The 19179-nt window shown below is 70.8% G+C and carries 16 protein-coding genes; 1 reads left to right on the top strand and 15 read right to left on the bottom strand.

Features of this window, described 5'->3' with window-relative positions; all coding sequences use genetic code 11:
* Positions 1-3 precede the first annotated feature (3 nt).
* From QQM72_RS08795 to QQM72_RS08785, 3 genes are read right to left on the bottom strand one after another with little or no spacing between them, the layout of a single operon-like run.
* On the bottom strand, positions 4-1251 hold the full coding sequence (locus QQM72_RS08795) for a bifunctional class I SAM-dependent methyltransferase/NUDIX hydrolase (RefSeq protein ID WP_314220230.1): 1248 nt from the start codon (positions 1249-1251) through the stop codon (positions 4-6).
* Between the two features lie 31 nt (positions 1252-1282).
* Complete coding sequence (locus QQM72_RS08790; RefSeq protein ID WP_314220229.1) at positions 1283-1960, bottom strand: NUDIX domain-containing protein; 678 nt, start codon at positions 1958-1960, stop codon at positions 1283-1285.
* Positions 1957-2184 (bottom strand): ASCH domain-containing protein, encoded by a 228-nt coding sequence (locus tag QQM72_RS08785; RefSeq protein ID WP_314220228.1) that lies wholly within the window; start codon positions 2182-2184, stop codon positions 1957-1959. Before QQM72_RS08785 ends, QQM72_RS08790 begins: the two co-directional genes overlap by 4 nt.
* A gap of 187 nt (positions 2185-2371) precedes the next feature.
* Here QQM72_RS08785 and QQM72_RS08780 point away from each other — a divergent pair.
* Positions 2372-3252 (top strand): IS5 family transposase gene (locus QQM72_RS08780; protein ID WP_314220227.1). Its coding sequence is split into 2 segments (ribosomal slippage): positions 2372-2738 and positions 2738-3252, totalling 882 coding nucleotides; the frame shifts between segments, so codons are not numbered across the junction.
* Between the two features lie 15 nt (positions 3253-3267).
* Here the strand turns inward: QQM72_RS08780 and QQM72_RS08775 are convergent.
* The 12 genes from QQM72_RS08775 to QQM72_RS08720 all read right to left on the bottom strand — a co-directional run bounded on the left by QQM72_RS08775 (position 3268) and on the right by QQM72_RS08720 (position 19110).
* A complete protein-coding gene (locus QQM72_RS08775) occupies positions 3268-4221 on the bottom strand; it encodes an IS481 family transposase (RefSeq protein WP_314220226.1) in 954 nt (317 codons plus the stop codon).
* Positions 4222-4342: 121 nt separating this feature from the next.
* Positions 4343-5611 (bottom strand): M15 family metallopeptidase, encoded by a 1269-nt coding sequence (locus QQM72_RS08770; RefSeq protein ID WP_314220225.1) that lies wholly within the window; start codon positions 5609-5611, stop codon positions 4343-4345.
* Positions 5608-7092 carry an NUDIX domain-containing protein gene (locus QQM72_RS08765; RefSeq protein ID WP_314220224.1) on the bottom strand — a complete coding sequence of 495 codons (1485 nt, stop codon included), beginning with the start codon at positions 7090-7092 and terminating at the stop codon, positions 5608-5610. Before QQM72_RS08765 ends, QQM72_RS08770 begins: the two co-directional genes overlap by 4 nt.
* Positions 7093-7149: 57 nt before the next feature.
* Complete coding sequence (locus tag QQM72_RS08760; protein WP_314220223.1) at positions 7150-8289, bottom strand: NUDIX hydrolase; 1140 nt, start codon at positions 8287-8289, stop codon at positions 7150-7152.
* Between the two features lie 76 nt (positions 8290-8365).
* Positions 8366-9628: a methyltransferase, FxLD system gene (gene fxlM / locus QQM72_RS08755; protein ID WP_314220222.1), complete on the bottom strand. Its 1263-nt coding sequence runs from the start codon at positions 9626-9628 to the stop codon at positions 8366-8368.
* 144 nt (positions 9629-9772) lie between these two features.
* Entirely contained in the window at positions 9773-11713 is a 1941-nt protein-coding gene (locus QQM72_RS08750; RefSeq protein WP_314220221.1) for an ABC transporter ATP-binding protein, read from the bottom strand.
* Positions 11714-11944: 231 nt separating this feature from the next.
* A complete protein-coding gene (locus tag QQM72_RS08745; protein ID WP_314220220.1) occupies positions 11945-13057 on the bottom strand; it encodes a hypothetical protein in 1113 nt (370 codons plus the stop codon).
* Positions 13058-13061: 4 nt separating this feature from the next.
* Entirely contained in the window at positions 13062-15101 is a 2040-nt protein-coding gene (fxlM, locus tag QQM72_RS08740; protein ID WP_314220219.1) for a methyltransferase, FxLD system, read from the bottom strand.
* A gap of 35 nt (positions 15102-15136) precedes the next feature.
* Entirely contained in the window at positions 15137-16207 is a 1071-nt protein-coding gene (locus tag QQM72_RS08735) for a lanthionine synthetase C family protein (protein ID WP_314220218.1), read from the bottom strand.
* A complete protein-coding gene (locus tag QQM72_RS08730; RefSeq protein WP_314220217.1) occupies positions 16204-18243 on the bottom strand; it encodes a lantibiotic dehydratase family protein in 2040 nt (679 codons plus the stop codon). The genes QQM72_RS08735 and QQM72_RS08730 overlap by 4 nt, the downstream gene beginning before the upstream one ends.
* A 78-nt stretch (positions 18244-18321) precedes the next feature.
* A complete protein-coding gene (locus QQM72_RS08725) occupies positions 18322-18510 on the bottom strand; it encodes an FxLD family lanthipeptide (RefSeq protein WP_057608338.1) in 189 nt (62 codons plus the stop codon).
* 132 nt (positions 18511-18642) lie between these two features.
* Positions 18643-19110: a DUF6082 family protein gene (locus QQM72_RS08720; RefSeq protein WP_057608337.1), complete on the bottom strand. Its 468-nt coding sequence runs from the start codon at positions 19108-19110 to the stop codon at positions 18643-18645.
* Positions 19111-19179: the final 69 nt, after the last annotated feature.

The raw sequence follows: 19179 nt of genomic DNA, 5'->3' as shown, positions 1-19179 counted from the left end.
AGCTCACGGTGGTAGTCGTTCAACTCCGCGCCACTCATCTGGGCGAGCGTGCGTCCGCGGGCGTTGGCCCCCAGCAGGAAGTGGCGTACGCAGCTGAAGTAAGTGCGGATGCTGGCGATGGTGATCGGCTGCTCCCCGGGCGGGGTGTCCTGGGTGAGCTGGGCGTAGAACAGGCGCTTGGCGGTGGGGACGAACGCCGTCGGCAATGTCGTGAAGTCCAGCTTGAGCGACTTGCGGTCGGCACGCAGCCACGCCGGCGTCGTGGACGAGCGCGCCGACGGTGACCCGCAGGACACCAGCGACGTGATCGACGAGCGTGCCCAGGAGCCCCACGTCCTTGGCGCGAGCGACCAGACCGGTCTCCTCGGTGGGTTCGCGGTTCACCGCGTCCTCGAAGGATTCCCCGGCCGCCACGTTGCCGCCAGGCAGTTCGAGGGTGCCGCGGCGGTGCAGGCCCAACAAGATGTCCTGTTCACTGAGCAGGATCGCTCCGACGCCGACGGCCGCGTGCGCTTTCGGCGCTCTGGTGCTGCGGGGTCGGCTGGAGACGCGCGCCGGCCGGTCGGGGACGCGCCGGGCGCGGATGAGCTGCTGGATGACCATGGCGCACTTGTCGGGGTGCGGTAGCAGATCGATGGCCTCGACGTGGAAGCCGTACTCGGTGAGCAGGTCCTCCCATAGCTGCGGTGCCAGGACCCACATCTGTGTCGGCAGGGGTGGGTCGTCGCGCAGCAGGATCATCTGCTCGCGCGGGGCTACTTCCGTGGACGGACCGCGGCCGTGCAGGTCGGTGTGCAGGAGCGAGAGGATCAAGGGGGCGCCCGGACGCAGGCCGTCGCGCAGTGCCGGCAGCGAGCGGTGCGGGTCGATGAAGGCGAGCGTCCCGATCGCGTACGCGGCGTCGAACGGCTCGGCTCCGGCCAGGTACTCGGCCACGTCTGCTTGGACGAACTCCACGCCGTCAACGTCCGCGTGGGCGGAGACGGCGCGTTCATGCTGGGTCGGGGACAGCTCGATGCCGGTGACGCGGGCTCCGTGAGCCTGGACGAGGTGGACGGCGTGGTGGCCGGCTCCGGACCCGATGTCCAGGGTCCGGTGGCCGGCGACGTCACCGAGGACTTCTGCACCCGGTCCGATCCCTTCCCAGGGCGTCCAGCCGAGCCGGTCGGGGATGGGCGGGGTGTAGGCGCGGGCCAGCTGGCGCTGGCCGTAGATCTGCCAGACCCGGGTGTTGGTGTCCTCGGCGGGCACGGTTGCCTCCTGGGTGGGGGTGCTGGGGAGATCAGGTGTGCGTGATCAGGTAGGCGGGGCCCTCGCCGCGCCGGGCTCGTTCGAGGGCGTCGAGGCGGGCGAAGGCGCGCGGCGCCATCAGCTCCTGCCAGGTCGCGAGGTCGTGGACGGCCCACATGTCGTGCTCTGCGGGATCGAGTCGGATCCGGCCGAACTGGCCGGCGGTCAGCTGGCCTCCGTCGAAGATGAGCCCCACCTTGTTCAGCGGCAGGCGCGGCCCGGCGTGAAGGAAGTGCGTCAGGAGCAGCTTCGGCGTGTCCAGACCGAGTGCGAGGCCCGTCTCCTCGACCGCCTCTCGCCGTGCGGTCTGCAGCGGGTCTTCGCCTGGGGCGTCCAGGTTGCCGCCCGGGAACTGCCAGAGTCTCGAGCCGTAGACCGAGCGGAGCTGGATCGGCCGGTCGTATTCGTCGCGGATGTAGAGGCAGCCGTACACCGTGTGGTGGGGGACGGTCTGCGCGTACTGCGTGGGCGTCATCGGCATGGGGCGGCCGGGCCGGGCAGGGCGGTGGTCGAATGCGAGGGCGAGAACGCCGAGGGCTTCCTTGGCCGGCGGGTAGATGCTGCGGAGGTTGGCGAGCAGCTCTCCAGGAGGCCCGTCAGGGTCGATGCGCACGGTGTCCTCCGAGCTGAGCAGATCCTCGAAGGAGTGGTACGGGGCGATCCGCTTCACGATGACGTCGAGTCCCGCCCGGTGTCCCGGTCGTGGAAGACGACCGTGTCACCGACTGCGACGGCGCGCTTCTGCGAGGTGGCCACTCTCACTTCGATCGTCTTGCGGCCTGCTTCCACTTGGCGGTAGTACCGCCCGAGCAGGTGCATGTGGTGCTCTGGTGGTTCACCTCCGGTCGCCGGACTCGGGACAGTTGGGATCGCCTGCTGGGTGTCGTCAGGCACGCGTGCCTCCGTTCGATGTGTTCCGTCCGTCGCGGTCTTGGGATCGCAACCGGGCCAGGGTGCGGTGGCGGCGCTCCTGTCCGTCCGGATCGGCGTGGGTGGCGATGAAGTGGACGAGGATGCCAGCGCGCTAGGTTCTGTCCGGCGGATCATGTGACTTTTTGACTGGTCGCTCGTTGGTTGGGTCATGGGTCGGGGGGATCTGACGAATCGCGAGTGGTTACTGCTGGAGCCGCATCTGCCGCCTCCAGGTGGCCGAGGCGGCCGGTGGAGCGACCACCGCACGGTGCTCAACGGGATCCTGTTCCGGATACGTACCGGTGTCCCGTGGCGTGATCTGCCGGAACGCTACGGCTCCTGGAAAACCGTCTACGAGCGGCATCGTCGCTGGTCGGCGGACGGTACCTGGGACCGGATCCTGCAGGCGGTCCAGGCCGACGCCGACCTTGCCGGGCGGATCGACTGGGGCATGATCGGCGTCGACTCGACGTCCTGCCGGGCCCACCAGCACGCGGCTGGCGCCCGCACGGCCAAGCCGCGGATCCCGAAAAAAGTACGACGCCCCGGCACCACCGCCCCGACGAGGGACTCGGACGGTCCCGGGGCGGCCTGACCTGCAAGATCCACCTTGCCGGCGAGGGCGGCTGCCGCCCCATGGCCCTTCTGATCACTCCAGGTCAGTGGGGTGACGCCCCGCAGATGATTGAGGTCCTGGACCGAATCCGGGTTCCCCGCCCGCTGGGCGGACGGCCTCGGACCCGGCCCGACCACGTCAGCGGCGACAAGGCCTACAGCTCCCGCCGCAACCGCCGCTACCTGCGACGACGCCGCATCCGGCACACGATTCCGGAACCGAGGGACCAGCGAGCCAACCGCCGCCGCAAAGGCAGTGCGGGCGGCAGACCCACCGGCTTCGACCGCGACCGCTACAAGCGACGCAACGAGGTCGAACGCACCATCAACCGGCTCAAGAACTCCCGTGCCGTCGCAACCCGTTACGACAAGAGGGCCTACGTCTTCCATGGCACCGTCACCGCAGCAGCGATCCGCTTATGGCTCCGATCATGATCCGTCGGACACTCCCTAGGTGTATTGCCCTGTGAGGTTGGGGACGCGGCTGGCGGGTGGTTTGCCTGCGAGCGCGGTGTGTCCGCGGTGGTGATTGTAGGTGTGCAGCCAGCCGGGGAACGCTTCGCGTCGTTCGGTCTCTGAGCGGTAGGGCCGGGCGTAGGCCCACTCGTCGAGCAGGGTGCGGTTGAAGCGTTCGACCTTGCCGTTGGTCTGCGGCCGGTAGGGCCGGGTGCGCTTGTGGGCGATCCCGGCCGCGGTGAGCAGGTCGCGCCAGTGGCGGGAGCGGTAGCAGGAGCCGTTGTCGGTCAGCACCCGTTCGACGGTGATGCCGGCCTGGGTGAAGAACGCCTGGGCGCGGGTCCAGAAACCGGTCGCGGTCTCCTTCTTCTCATCCGCGTGGATCTCGCTGTAGGCGAGGCGGGAGTGGTCGTCGACAGCGGTGTGGAGGTAGCTGTAGCCGGCGTTCGAGCGGGTCTTGCGGCCCGCTTGCCGGCCCAGCACCTTGTGGCCTCCGCCGTCGGGGATGTTGCCGAGCTTCTTGATGTCCACATGCACGAGTTCGCCCGGGCGGTCGCGTTCGTAGCGGCGTATGACCCGGCCGGTGGCGCGGTCCAGGTGCGTGAGGCGGGCCAGTCGGTAGCGGACGAGGACCCGGTGGACGGTGGAGGGCACCAGGCCGAGCAGGTGTGCGATGCGGGCCGGTCCCCATCTGCGCAGGAGCCTGACCTTGATGATCCGGCGTTCGGTGCGGGTCGGTGTCCGGCGCGGGCTGTGATGAGGGCGGGAGGAACGGTCGGACATCCCGGCTTCGCCGAACTGCCGGTAGCGCTCGGCCCATCGCTGGGCCGTGGTGGGTGAGACCTGGAAGCGCTCGGCGGCCCGCCGCAACGGCCAGCGGTCCTCGACCACGCAGCGGGCCAGACGCAGGCGGCCGGTCTCGGTCAGGGGTGCATTACGGTGAACCACGAGGGCCTTTCTGGTCGGTGTAGACGTCGCAATCCACACCGAACCCGGAAGGCCCTCACCTGTTCAAGATCCTTCAGCCGAGACCTGGCTCACCCGTCCACAACCTCCCGAGACAGAACAGCTAGGGCAGTTCGATCGGTCCGTAACGCGCGTGCGGCTCCTGCCTCATCAGCGCGTCGTACCGGTCCGCTACCGAGAAGTGCCAGAACTCCGCTCCATAGTTGGTAAAACCTGCGTTCTCCATGGCGTTGAGCAGCAGCGTGCGGTGGTAGCGCGCACGATCGCTGAGGTTCGGGGCGTGAGTGAAGCAGGCCCCGTCGCTCTCCTCGGGGGAGGCATTGACGCGGGTGCCGAGGTCGAGTTCGTGGCCGTCCTGGTCGGCGAGGGTTACGTCCACGGCCGCGCCCGCGGAGTGAGGCGCGATCTCCGGCGGCGACACGTACCGGCTGGCGGCCTGATGCAGCCGCTCAGCTGTCCAGCCGGGGTGAGCGGCGGCCAACTCGCCCCGGTACTCGGTGAAGTAGCGCTGCTGTAGGACCAGCGGCCGGTAGCCCTCGATGAACAGCAGGTCCGTGCCAGCGGGCAGAAGCGAGCGGGCGTGCTCCAGCCGGGCGAGGACGCCCTCGCGGACGTGGGCGAAAGCGCCCAGCGGATCTTGCCTGCGGGGGTCGACGCGGAAGCTGTGGTCACGCACGTCGACGAGCGGCTCCCCACACTCGCGCATCGGGATCGCGGCGACCCGCGGATCGGACATCAACACCAGAAGGTCCATCGAGTCTCCCTGTGACGGCTTGCACTGCGGTGGCGGGACGGGGGAGGCAGAGGCTAGATCGGTTTCGCGCAGGATTCGCGCGATGGTGTCCTGCAGCGTGCTGTCGGCCGGGATCACGGTCTCCAGACTGCCGGGCAGCAGATCCAGTTCGCGGTACCAGGAGGCGAGGTGGTTGTCGGTGACTTGCGCCAGGTACGCGGCATCCGCCTTCGACGCGTGTCGGACAAACGTCGTTTCCAGCGGCACGTCCAGGTAATAGCAGTTGGAGACGCCGCGGTGGTCGCGTACCAGAGACGTGATCATGTGGCTGTAGCGGTCGGCGTACAGGATCCCTTCGAGCACCACGTGAAAGCCGGCGTTCAGTGCTTCGCGTGCGATCCGGCCGAGCAGGGCGATGTTGGCGCCGCGCGCGGTGTCGTGTTCCCTGAGCACGTTCCGGCGGATCACGTCCTGGCCCACGATCGCGATACCGCGGCCGTAGTGATCTCGCAGGCCCTGGGCCACACTCGACTTGCCTGACGCCGAGTTGCCGCGGATCACCACGAGGCGGGTGTCCTCACGGCCGGCCGCAGTTGCAGTGGACAGGCGACGGTGTGCGCCGCTCGGTGTGCCGGTCATGTGCGCCAGCCCGTCTCGCTGTACATATCCCCGTTCTGGATCTTTGCGATGGCTTGGCGGGTGTAGGAAACGAGGTTGTCGGGGAGCGCGGCGGGGTCCCAGAACTTCCACTGGGTGCACTTGTCCGGCTCACGTAGTTCCGGCTCGCCGGTCCAGGTCCGGGCGCGGAAGAACAGGCCCATGCGGGGCTGGTCCCCGGCCCGGTCGATGTGGTGGACGACATGGACGAGTTCGACGTCCCGTCGCTCGATGTGCAGACCGGCTTCCTCCCGGGCCTCCCTGATCAGGCAGGTGATGGCGCTCTCCTGCTCGCAGTGGCCGGCCAGGGCGTGCCAGGTGGACGGCGCGAACGCGGAGTCGGGGTGGCGCAGCCCGAGCAGCACCGTCCCGTCGGGCCGCTCCAGGTAGAGGTGGACGCCGATGACGTTGAGGACCGTGCCGTGCGGCGATGCTGGGCGGCGCTCCTCGTGCGATGAGGGCCCGCTCTGCGGCGCGGTGTTGGCCGGGAGGCTGGCGGCGTGGCGCCGTACGAGGTCGCTGGTGGTGTCTGCGATGCGCAGGCGGTGGAGGTCGTCGGGGGCGAACCAGGCCAGCATCACCCCTTCCGTCAGGCGGAGTTCGCGGGGATCGCCGTTCCAGCGGCCGGCGTAGATGGCGATGGGCACGCTCGCGCCGGCGTCGTCGGAGGCGTACTCGGTGCCGAACGGGGTCAGGCCGGCGATGTCGAGGCCGGCTTCCTCGGCCAGTTCGCGCCGCACGGTGTGTTCCAGGGTGGCGTCCTGGGGCTCTCGGCCGCCGCCCAGCAGGGACCACATGCCTGGCTCCCAGATCCGGCCGGGGAAGTAGTCGCGCAGGTGGAGCAGGTACTCGCCGCGGTCGTTGTAGATCAGGGCGGAGGCGTTGGCGGTCTGCGGTTCGGTCTCCGGTGTGAGCTTGAGCAGCTTCTCGCGCAGGGAGGGGGAGGTCACCCTGTCCACGGGCCGCCACTCGATGCCGCCGACCTCTTCGTCCTGCAGCACCACCGGCACCTCGGTCGCGGTGTGCAGGCGGAAGAGAAACCGGAGGTCGAAGTGCTGGTGGCCGGGTTCGCCTTTGCCCGGGTGGGCGTCGATGTCGTGGATGTCGATGTCGAACGGCACGGCCTCGTAGCCGGGCCACGGTGTCACGGCCTGGGACGGGATCCCCGTCTCCTCGTGCAGCTCCCGCAGCGCCGCTGCTGCCAGGGACTCGTCGGCGGGCTCGGTGTGTCCGCCGGGGGCGAGGACCTTCCCGCTCGCCAGGTGCAGCACGTGCAGGACGCGGCCGGGCGGGTCGACGACGATCGCGCCGCAGGTGACGTGTCCGGTGAAGGTGGTCCGGCTGGCGATGTCGGTGGGACGGTCGAGGGCGTCCAGGAGGCCGCCGAGCTGTTCTCGCTCGTGAGGGTGGCGAGCAAGGTAGGTCTCGACGGTGGTGCGGATGTGGTGGTGCGACAGCGGCATGGGGCTACCTCAGAGGTGCGTGGAGCGGGACGAGTCGAGGCGGGGTGGTCGTTCGTGTCAGCTCAGCCGCATCCCCTCCGGCGGGACTTCCTCGATGGCGGCGGCGCGAGCCGTGGGCAGGCGCCACCGCTTCCGGGCTGTCTCCGCGGCGAGCAGGGCTTGCCGCGCTCCGGGCGGGCCCCATCCCAGGAGAGCGGCTGTCTGGGCGGGGGTGGCGAGCAGGCGGGCGAAAGGGCGCCCGGTGGCGGGGTCGGCGGTCGCAGGCCCGATGGCGGTGACCCGGGCGGCCAGGCGGAGCCGGGCGTTGGGCCCCACTCCGCCGTAGACCTCGCCGGTCTCGTCCAGCACCCAGCCCAGTCGTACCGGATCGGCCAGGGTGAGTTGGGCTTCCTCGGCGGCTTCGCGGTGCAGGGTGTCCTCGGGCGTCGTGTCGGTCGTCTCCACGGTGCCGCCGGGCAGCATCGGCAGGGCGCCACGGGGGCCGGGGTCGGCCACGAGGACGACCCGGCCGTCGGGGACGAAGCACCACGCCCAGGCTTGCTGCACGGGGAGCCACTCGGGGACGGGGCCGCGGTTGAGAGGGCTGTCCCACAAAGGCCGGTAGCGGACGTGCACGTCATGGCGGTCCAGCGCCGGGACGTCGAGGATGTGTCGGCCGTCGGCGAGGTGAGCGGTGGCGGTGTTCCCGAGCCGGGCACGGTAGGCGGCGAGCATGATCTGCCCGTCCACAGGGCGCAGCCGCTGTACCGCATCCCGGGTCTCCAGGAAGGCGAACTCGGACAGCTCCTCGCGCGGCAGGCGGATGGCCTCGACTTGGTCGGGGCAGAGGGTTCCCCCATCGAAGACGAACCGGATCTCCCCGGGGAAGGGAGTGCCGGGCTGAATGTCGGGGTGGTGCGGGGAGAGGGAGTGGACGGCAAGTACGCCCACCAGGGGCAGGTTCGCCAGGCCCAGTTCCTCGGTGATCTCGCGGCGGCAAGTGACGTCCGGATGTTCGCCGGGTTCGACGACGCCTCCGGGCAGCAGCCACGAGCCGTCCTCGCGGTAGGTGGGGTGCACCAGCAGGACCCGGCCGACCTCGTCGGTGATGATCGCGGCGGCGCCGAGCCATACTGCGTGCCGGGATGCGGCGTGCTGTCCCGTGAACAGGGCGGCACGCGGTGTGACGTGATCCGAAGGGGAGACGGGAGAGGTCACGTAGCTCTGCCTTCCGAGACGGTGGACGGGCGAGTGCAGCGCGGGCGGGCGAGCGGTGATCAGGAGGCACAGCCGTTCATCGGGCGCTGCAGCTCCCCGGGTTGGTGAGCAGGGCAGCGCTGCTGGGAACGATCGGCCAGTCCACGGTGATGCGGGTGTGCTTCTTGGCGAACACGTGCGGTTCGTGGTCCGTGCCCGCCGGGGTACAGCCGGCTGCCGGGCGGGCGGTGATGAGGGGGCAGCGGGCACCGCGGTGGTTGCGCTGCCAGTGCTCGACCTGCTCGGCCATCTCCTGTGCGGCGACGTGTCCTTGGGCGCCATAGCCGTGGACGACGAACTCGTACAGGCCCTTGCCGTCGTCTCCGTCGCCGATGCGTTCGGTGGCCAGCTGGGCGAGGGAGGCTCCGCGGACGATGGCGGCGCCGGGCCAGTGCTGGGGCGGCGGGTTCAGGACCTGGTTGTCGCCGTTGGGGTCGACCTCCAGGCGGCAGAAGCCGGGCAGGGCGCCGGCGAGGTAGAGGGTGAGGGCGTCGAAGGGTTCCTGACCGCGGACGGTGATGTTGGTGCGGGTGACGGTCGGCTCGTGGGTGAGGGCTGGGGCGAGTTGGTCGACAGGCAGCGGGGTGCCGTCTTCCCAGGACAGGTGGACTCCGGTGCCGGGGACGGCGTGGCGGTTCGTCTGCCAGGCGCCGTCGCCCTGCATGGCGACGAAGCCGCAGACGATGAGGGGCTCGTCGCTGTGCAGTGCCCCATCGTCCCTGGTGAAGTCGATGGCCCAGTGGTAGCCGTACAGACGCAGCGGTGCAATGAGACGGCCGCCTTCGGCCAGGGCGTCGATCCAGGGCAGGTCCCAGGTGTCGACGGTGACCACGATGGCGTCGAAGCCGCCGTCCGGAACCACACCGGTGGGCAGGTGCTCGGCGTCGGCGGTGACGACGTGGACTTGGTCGTATCCGTTCTCGCTGAGGAGGCGGGTGGCCCTCTCGGCGACGGCAGGGTCGATGTCGAGGGTGGTGACGTGCCCGGCCGGGCCGACGAGTTCGGCCATGAGGGCGGCGTTGTAGCCCCCGGAGCCAATCTCCAGGACGCGGTGGCCAGGCCGAATGCGAGCGGCTTCGAGCATGTCGGCCTGTAGCCACGGTGCGGAAACGGAGCTGATCACCCGGCCGTCGGGCGCGTGGCGGGTGGGGATGATGTCGTTGGCGTACGCCGCTTCCACAGCGACATCGGGAGCGAAGACGTGCCGGGGCACGGTTCCGAAGGCGCGCTCGACAGCGGCGGTGCGGATGTGGTTGTCGGCGCGGAGTTGCTCGACGAGCTGGTGGCGAAGCTCGCTCACGTCGCTAACTTTCGTAGCCGGTGGAGTCGTCACGGCATTCCTTCCGGGGCTAGTTGGGCGGGTTCGGACGTGGAGCGGAGGGAGCATCGGGAGCGGCCCTGTGTCTCTGCCTGGCAGAACGGTGGCCTCGCACGGGCCGGGTGATCAGGGGGTGTCGCCGCTCATCCGGCGCTGCAGCTCCCACAGGGTCCGGAAGAGACCCGGCTCCTGGGTGAGCTGGGCGTAGGTGCCCTCCTGGACGATCCGCCCTTCGTCCAGGACCACGATCCGGTCGGCGACGGCCACGTTGGTGAGGCGGTGCGTGATCAGCAGGATGGCGCGGTCCTTGGCCAGTTCGCGCAGGCCGGCGAAGATCCGGTGCTCTGCGCGGGCGTCGAGGGCGGCCGTGGGTTCATCCATCACCAGCAGCGCCGCCTGCCGGTGGAACGCGCGAGTGAGGACCAGGCGCTGCCACTGCCCGCCGGAGAGCTGCTGTCCGCCGAACCACTCGCTGGTCAGGAGGGTGTTCAGGCCGGAGCGGAGGCCCGGCAGCATCTCCGCGGCGCCGGACGCCTCGCAGGCGGCTAGCAGGGCCGCGTCGCTGGTGTCGCCCTGCCCGAACGTGATGTTGTCACGCATCGTCAGCGGCAGGTACGTGAACTTCTGCGGGACCAGCGCGACGTGCTCCCACGACCCCCACGGGTGCAGGTCCGCGGTGGAGGCGTGGTCCCAGGCCACGTCGCCCTCGGTGGGCAGCAGCAGTCCGCACAGCAGGCGCGAGAGGGTCGTCTTGCCGGAGCCGTTCTCCCCGACGAGCGCCACGATCTCCCCGCGTCGCACGTGCAGGGAGACGTTGCTCAGGCTGTCCTTGGGGGCGCCGTCGTAGCGGTAGGTGACGTCGCGGACCTCGAAGCGCTCCGGGGCCGTGGTCACGGGCGCGGTGCCGCGGGAGTCGGTCATGGCCTGGCCGTGGGCGTTGTCGAGGAAGTTCTGCCAGTCCTGTACGTACCAGCCGGTGCGCACCAGGCGGGCCCCGCCGTTGATGATGCCGCGCACTGAGCCGGTGGCGGTCTGGAGAGCGAATACGGCGCCGCCGCCGGCCGCCAGGCTCATCCGCCCGGAGGCCAGGAGCCACAGCAGCGCCGCCCACACCGCGGTCGAGGCGATCCCGCCGGCCACTGCTCCGGCCAGTCCCATCCAGGCACCGGTGTTCGCGGCTTGGCGTTCGGCGGCGTTGACCGAGGCGGCCAGCCGCCGGTAGCGGCCGATCAGGAAAGGGCCGGCCAGGCAGGCGCGCATCTCCTCACTGGACTCCTGATAGGCCATGTGCCAGCGCAGCTTGCCCAGCATCCGGCGCCGCCCGGAGGTCTCCAGCCCGGCGAGGTAGATCACGCGGGCGGAGCGGACGTAGGCGGCGGCCTGCGGCAGGCAGGCGAGGAAGAGCAGGGGAAGGAGCAGGGGGTGCAGGACGGTCAGGACGGTGGCGCCTGCCGCGAGCGTGGCGGTGGCCGCGAGGACGTCCTGCGCTTCTTCGACGAGGTCGGGGGTGACCTGGGCGCCGCGGTCGGCGATGTCGTAGGCGTCGTTGTAGCCGGGCTTGTTGTTGGCGGCCAATTCCGCGCCGAGCGCGGCCTCGATCATCGTCAGCTCCGCTGCCCGGCCGAGCACCGGGCGCAGACGGCCGGTCAGCCAGACGACGGTGATGCCCAGCAGGGTGCGCAGGCCGGTGGCGGCGGCGATCACGGCCAGCTGCGGGGCGGCGTCCCACAGCCGCTCGGTGATGTCGCCCGAGGAGATCAGCGCGGTGATCGTGCCCGTGACGGCCAGGAGGCTGAGGGCAGCGAGGAGGCCGGTCCCGATCTGGCACACCAGCAGGCCGATGGTCGCGCCGCGGTCCACGCGCCAGGCCATCTGCACCGAGCGCCGCACGAGCGAGGGAAGGCGCCGCGCCATGGTGCGGGAGGTCAGCAGGGAGCCGGCCTGGAGCCTCGACTCGTCGCGGTAGAGGTATTCCTCCTCTCGAACACCGGCCTCCTGCGGTTCGTCGTCCGGCGCGGTCTTCTTGGGCGGTTGCGGCGGCTGGTCCTGCGTAATGGCCGAGGTCATCGTTCCCCCTAGGACGGTCGCTGCGGCAGAGTCGTGAGGTCTAACGACACGGCTGCGATATCGAACACACGTCATTCGGTCGTGCTGCGGAGCCCGCTATTTCCTGCGTCAGGAACCCCGCGGGCGCGGGATCCCTGGTCTGGCTTGGAGCGGCTGCGGGCAGGAAATGGCCGAAACGCCGACACCGCCAAACAGCGTGGGCAGCACGGGGGCATCCCGGGTCGTCCCCTCTTAGCTGGGATCTGGTTCGGCCTGCAGCAGCCTTTCCAGTTCTGTCTCGGCGTGGCCGACCGCGCCCGTCAGAGCCTCATGGTGGTGGGCGGACAGGACGCCGGATCCCAGTCCGGCCGCGGCGATCACCGCGTTGAGCGCGTCTGTCGCCCCGTCGTCCAGGGCGGACGCGGCGACGGGGTGGTGCAGTGCGTCTCGTGCGGCGTAGGCGTCGAGTCGGGCGACGCTGACGAGGGAGTCGAGTATGGGGGCGGCATGTCGTCCGGTGCGGTCCAGTTCCAGGGCTGACAGGCCCGTCCGGGTCTGGAAGGCGGCAGTCGGCGGATCGGGGTGGGCAAGGAGCTGGACGGCCTCATCAAGGGTGCGGTCGAGGTCGCGTTCAGGGACGGGGGTGTCTACGGGCCGGCAGTGGGCGTGCAGGAGGAGGGCGATGGCTCCCTCCCAAGGCTCCGTGGGCTGGGTGGTGTCGATCAGGTCGCGGGCCTGTTGGTCCAGACCCTGTTCCATCAGGGCCATGATCTTGATCTGGCGGCCGTCGAGGAGCCGGTTGCCGATGCCGCGGTGCTGGGTCATGGCGTCGGCGGCCTCGGCCCACCGGCCGATGCAGGCGAGGGCGCGGGCGCCGTCCACGAGGAGGGTGACGTACAGCTCCTGGCACACCGCGCGGTGATCCTCGTCCGTGCCGGTCAGGGTCGAGAGGTCGACGGTGTGGCCATCGATCTCGGTCTTCTCCCGCTGCCGCGCGGCGCGGTTGAGGCGGACCAGCAGGTCGTAGGCGGCCTCGCCCTGGCCGTCCCGGGTCAGCAGCCGGGAGAGGTTGACCAGCGGCATCAGCGACATGACTGCGATCGGTCCGCTCAGGCGTCCGGCGTCGGCGAAGACCTGGTGCTGGCGCCAGCACAGGTCGGCGGCCAGGTTGGGCAGGCCGACGTCGGAGGCGATGAGCGCGGCGTAGTTGAGGACCCCGCAGGCGCGGGCCACCAGGTCGTGGTGGCTCGCACCTGCGGGCGCGACGGTCAGCCCGGTGAGGTGGTTGATGCGCTCCTCCAAGGGGAGCGCGGGCGCCTTGGTGCGGAGGACCAGGGGGATGCGGCTGGCTATCGCGGGGATCATCGGCTCAGCCCTTGCGCGCCCAGTCGATGACGAGTCGGCTGTAGGGCTTGTCGACGAGGAAGCGGGCGTCGTCCGCCGTCAGCCGGTCACGCGAGTCCGCGACGGCCATCCGGAAGCCCGGCTCGGGGGCGTCGTTGCCGCCGGTCGCGTCCCAGGCGCGGATCTCGCTCACGACGCGCTCGGCGAGGTCGGCGCTGCCCTCGCCGTGGCCGATCACGCCGACTTCCCAGTACCGGCCCTGCTCGTCCTCGCCCTCCCGGATGGTCAGGTATGCCAGCGACCCGCCGTCGAGGGCGGCCATGGAGCCCCACCCGAAGTGCGGGGTGAACCCGGGGCGCTGGCCCGGCAGCCGGGACAGGCCGTTGGGCAGCACGCAGGCCAGGTACAGGTACAGCCACTCCCAGGCTGAGCCCCTCCGGAACTTCACCCCGGTGTAGAGCTTGGTCTGCTGCTGGTCGAGGACGGAGCGCAGCGCGTCGCGGTCGACGTCCTGCTCGCTGAACGTCTCCAGGCGCACGTTGCCCTCGCCTGCCATCGGTACGAGGGTGTACACGTCGTCGCAGACGCCCTTGCGCAGCGGGATGAAGGTGGCCATCTCGCAGGAGACGGTCTTCCACGTGTCGCCGTCGCGTTCGAAGGCGAAGGATCGGGAGATGCTGCCGCGGATGCGCATCGGCAGGACCAGGCGTCCGCCGGGGGCGAGCTGGTCGAGGATCTTCACGGGTACGTCGCCGGCGCCGACGGTGAAGATGATCCGGTCATAGGGGGCGTGCTCGGGCAGCCCGGCCGCGCCGTCGGCCATCACCGCGGTGGCATTGTCGACGCCGACGAGGTGCTTGCTCGCGCCGGAGACGAGGTCCTGGTCGACGTCGAGGGTCCACACCTGCCCGCCGGGGGAGACGATCTTGCCGAGAAGGGCGGCGTTGTAGCCGGTGGCGGCTCCAGCCTCCAGGACCTTGTGACCGGGCTGGGCGCCGAGCTGTTCGAGCTGGGTGGCGACGATGGACGGCGCGGAGATGCAGGAGATCATCTCCCCGTGCTCGTCGTGCTTGATCGGGACGGCGTCCTCCTTGTACGCGCTCTCCAGGTCGACGCCGGGCAGGAAGGCGTGCCGGTCGGTGGTGCGGAAGGCGTCGATGGCCGCCTTGCTGCGCAGGTGGCCGCTGTCGACGAGCCGCTGGGCGAGGGCTTCGCGCAGCTGGTTGGGGTCGGTTACGGATGTCACGGAGGTCTCCATTCGAGGGAGGCTAGGGTCCGCTGAGGCGGACTTGGGGGTAGACACGTCAGCTCCTTCTCCGGTGGAGAAGGCGACGTGACGGCCGAGCCATGCGGTGGCGGCCTGCGCGTCGGCAGGCACGCCCGCACGGTTGAACGCGAAGATCGCGTGATGGGCGATGACGGCCCGGATTCCGCGTATCAGTCGGCCGTCTGCGGCGAGCCGGCGCAGGCGGCGGCCGGCGTCCTCGAACTCGGCGACGCGCTCGACCCAGCCCGCTTCCGCGTCTGGGCGCAGGGCCGCGTCCGCGTTCATCAGCCGCCGCATCGCGGAGACGGCTCTGTCCAGTGCGGGCCCCTGGGGCGGGGTGACGGGGGGGCGCAGGGCGGCCCACCGGGCCCATACGTCTCCGGCTTCGAACGGGTCCAGCCCTGCCTTGCGGATCATGGCGGACAGCAGCATCACGCTGCGTTCGCGGGCGCCGGGGGTGCCGGTCTCGGCGAGCGCGGCCGGGCTGTCGGCGCAGAACACGTCGTGCGCGACCTCCATGCCCTCGGGGCCGCCGAAGGCGTGCGTCTCCGGCTCGTAGATCCCGCCCACCCATCCGGTGATCACGCGGTCGGCGACGAGCTGGTCCAGCAAGTCGGCGACGGGCTGTTCGGTACGCAGGCGCACGCCGGCGTCCTTGCGCAGGAAGTGGAAGCGGCGCCCGGCCAGCGCGGTCGCCAGGGCCCGGGCGGCGTCCGCGTGCGGGTCGGGAAAGGCCACGGAGGCGTGCCACCAGGACGTGTCCGGGGGGACGGGCAGGTTCTCTTCGTCGAGGGTCATGAGGGGGGAACTCCTTGCGAGACAGCGGGGTGGGGTCAGGTGAGCAGGAGGACGCGGGTCCAACCGGTGTCGTCGGTGGCCTTCAGGGCAAGTTGGGCCCCGGCGCGGCCTTCCATGAATCCGGGTTTGGGCAGGTGCTCCCAGTCGGCGGCCAGCCGTCGGTGCAGGTCTTGGATGATCGGGGTGAAGCGTTCGGGGCTGGTGCTGTCGGCGGCGACCGCGCGGGTGAGAGTCAGCAGCCCGGCCCAGCCGTGGCAGAGCGACGAGTCGGTGATCCGGGCGAGCCGCAGCGGGTCGGTGAGGATCGCCTCGACGGTGTCCTCGGCCGCTTGGCGCCGTACAGGGTCGCCGAGGGCAAGCGCGGCGAGCTGCTGGGCGCGGGCGATGCCGGGCTGGCCGTAGCACCAGGACTGGCGGGCCGGCTCCGCTGCGGGCGGCTGGTCGGCGTCCATGTGGGCTGCGGTGGACCAGTAGTGGTCGCCGTGCCGGTCGAGCCAGGTCGCGAACGTGCCGACGGCCTCCTCCTGGCCGGGGACGCTGACTCCGGCGCGCAGGGCGAGGGAGAGCACGGCCAGGGGCCCCGCGATGCCGTGGGCCATGCCGTTGTTGCCGTGTCCGCCTGCCATGTCCTTCCCGTCGGGGCCGACCGGCGACCACCACCCGGGCAGGATCCTGCCGTCACTGCCGGCGGGGTGTGCGAGCGCGACGAGGCAAGCGAGCACGTCGGGCAGCCGGGGCGCGATCGGGCGGCGGGACAGCAGCAGTGCGGCGAGCCCGGTCATGCCGCGGATGAGGTCCCATTCGGCGAGGTGGGGCAGCGTGCCGGCCTCCTGCCGGCGGTGGGCGACGGCGAGCCGGGCGTCCACGACGCGGTCGACGGCCGCGCGGACGTCGTTTGCGGCCCCGTGGGCGCGGTCCAGGACGAACTCCAGGGCGGGTGCGCCGTGGAAGAGGCTGGCGTTGCTGCCGGTGCTGACGCCCCGGACGGTGGCCTGGGCGAGGTGGCGGCGGGCGGTGGACAGATCACGGCGCTCGATGTCGAGCAGCGCCATCCCTAGGGCGCCCTCGGACAGGTCCTGCGTACGGGGCACGGTCGTCGTGGTCATGAGCGCCTGGCCAGGGGGACGACGATGCTGTGGGCCCGACCGCCGATCCACCCGTCGGCGTCCGGCGGGGGTGCGTCGTGCAGGGTGGCGATGCCGAGAGGGCTGGCGTCCAGGTGCGCGCGCAGGAGGTCCAGGTCGACGTCGCGGTTGAGATCGAGGGGCAGCTGCTGGTCGTCTTCGGCGAGCAGGACCCGATCCGGCACGCGGAACCGGGCACGCCAGGCATGGAGTTGGTCCGCCCACTGCTGGAGTGGGGCGGTGCGGGCAGGCAGCGTACGGCTGCGGATCTTCCACCGGGCGGTGGTGAGGATGGTGCGACGGTAGGTGAGGGCCGGGGTGAAGGGCAGGGTCCAGGCGGCGCCCCAGTCGAACCAGGTCACCTGCGGGGACGCGGCCCGGCTGATCTCGCCGAGGAAGCGGGCCATTGGCGGGGTGTAGTTGTTCCACAGGAAGTTGATGGCGGTGGGGGCCAGCAGCTCCAGCGGCTTGCCCGTCGCGGACTCCACCAGCTGGGGGCGGCCGTCCGCGACGGTGACCGCCAGGTCGCGTGGGAAGAGCACGTGCGGTTCGGGACGGCGGAATTCGCCGACGCTGACGATCCGGGGCAGGGCCTGTGGTGCGCGGGTGAGCAGGTCGGCCGGCACCCGCCCGGCGTGGAAGGAGAGCTGCGCGAGTTCCGCCTCCGGATCGACGGTGGGCAAGTTCGCGTACGCCGTCTCGGTGCCGGGCAGGAGGTGCCAGAACCGACCGGTCATCGATCCGGCTGAGCGGGAGACGGTCAGAACGTGCAGCCGGAAGTCGCCTCGGTCCAAGGCCGGAAGACAGGAGGCGTGGACCTGTGCGGCCAGTTCGAGGTGGGGTGCCAGGACCTGGGGCTTGTCGCCGGCCGCTGCTTCCAGCTCCTCGATCATCGCCCCGGTCAGCGCGACAGTGCGGCTGCCTTCGGCGGCTGCGGTGCCGGCCAGCTCCAGCAGCAGGCGGTCGCGCCGGGACATCGGCCGGGGCGGTTCGCTCGCCGTGACGAACCCTGCCGGGAAGCCCACGCCCCGGTCGGGGTCAGTCACCGCTTCCACTGGCACCGCGGTGTTCTCGCCGTAGCGCTCGGAGAACTGCTCGATCCACCGGCGCCAGGTCGGTGTCCCGTTCGGATGGGTGACCAGGCGGGCCAGGACGGTGGCCGCGGTCTCCGATTCGGTCAGCACCTGCTTGGGCAGCCGCACGTCGGCGTCCAGCCGCAGGTCGCACGCTGTCCGCAGGCCGGCTGCCTGGGTGTGCGTTGCAGGCGGTAAGACGTCGGTGGGGTCGGCGATGGTGGCGGGAGCACGCAGGGAGGAGCGCAGCAGCCGCACCCGCAGCAGTTCACCTAGCAGCTGGTCGCGCGCCGTGTCGCTCACGGCGGGGAACTCCGCGGCCAGTTTGTCGGACAACTGGCGGTACGTGATCGGCGATCGCGCGAGGTCGAGTACGAGACGCAGCGCGGGGCTGAGGGCGAGGCGGAACTCGGCATCGCCCTCGGACGGTACGTGGATGTGCTGGTCGCGCTGTCGGATCAGGGTGTTGACGCAGACCTCGGCGTCGGCCATGCGCGCAGCGTCGCTCTCCCAGGCACTGAGTATCTCTGCGAGCCCCACCGGGTCGGGGCGGGTGACCGCCTGGTGCTTCTCACCGAAGCGCACGGACGTGGCCTGGGCGAAGCCGAGCGGGGCGACGCCGGCGAACAGGCCGTAGGGGGTGGGGCGGCGGGCGTAGCGGATCGCGTAGCGGGCGGTGGCCAGCGCCGCCCGGCGCATCCGGCGCACCTTCGGTGTGCGGCCGTCGATGATGGCCTGCACCTGGTCCGTCAAGTGAGGGCTCGCCTGCGACACGGTCCGGCGGAAGTCGGTGTCGGACCACACCGTGCTCAGCCACACGCGCCACTCCTCCACGGGCGCCGTGGTCGCTGGCCAGGGCGGCATAGCGGGCTCGGTCGTGTGCACCGCGGCGCGCAGCATGGCCTGCCCCGCGCCCTCATACAGGCTGGACCGGTGCCGTGTCATCAGCGCTCTCCTCATCTTCTGCGTGGCGGGCCGGACGGGGAGAGCCCCGTCCGGCCCGCGTTGCCGGGGTGTCCCGGCTTACGAGGTGGTGCAGGCGCTGGGGCAGGAGCTGCCGCAGGTGTCGCCCGTGCTGCACATCAGGACCGTCTCGGTCGCCGGCGTGCCCTCGATGAAGGTGATGTCGAGTCCGAACGGGTCGGTCTCGTCGGTGGTTGCCAGGTCCGACTGCACGGGGGCGGTCGGCCTCTCCGTCTGAACGGCGGTCATGCTTGCCTCCTAGTGGCGATGGGTGGTGCGGGATCCCGGGACCCGGTCGGGGCCCGGAGCTTGGTGCCAGACGGTGGCGGGCGAAGGCGTCGCCTGGTCCAGGACGTCTGGGAGTCGATGGGCCCCGTGCCGTCAGGCTGCTACGGGCTGCGCTTCCTGGTGGGCCTTCGCGGCCTGGTTCAGGACCTTGGTGAAGTGCTCGGCGCGTTCGTCGCCCTCGGCCTCCTGGGCGCGGAGGTCTCCGAAACGGGCCCAGTAGCGCCGGCAGACGTCGCTGTTCATGAGCATCGAGGCGTAGAAGGGCAGTTGTCCGTCGCGGACGAAGCCCAGGCGGTCGCGCAGGCTGAGGGTGCAGATCTGCTGGTTGGCATGGAGCAGCTGCATGTACTCCTCGACGTCCACGTCCTCGGGCGCCCAGAGCTTGGCGAGGTCGGCGTTGGTGGACATCTGCGCCAGCCAGTCGAGCTGGTTGCGGGCGACGACCGCCTCGTTGCGCTCGGCCTGGTGCCGCGCGTCCTGCCTGAGCCGGGCGGCTCCGACCACGGCGGTGGTGACGGAGACGGCAGCACCGGCAGCGAGGACGGCGGTGGTGAGCTTCATCTGTCAACGATCCTTTCGCAGAGCGGAGTTGCGGCCGGGAGGCCGACTGGTGGAAAACCTGGGGTTCCG

The organism is Streptomyces zaehneri, from assembly GCF_032248645.1.
Lineage (GTDB): Bacteria > Actinomycetota > Actinomycetes > Streptomycetales > Streptomycetaceae > Streptomyces > Streptomyces coriariae.
This window is presented reverse-complemented; position numbering and strand designations above follow the sequence as displayed.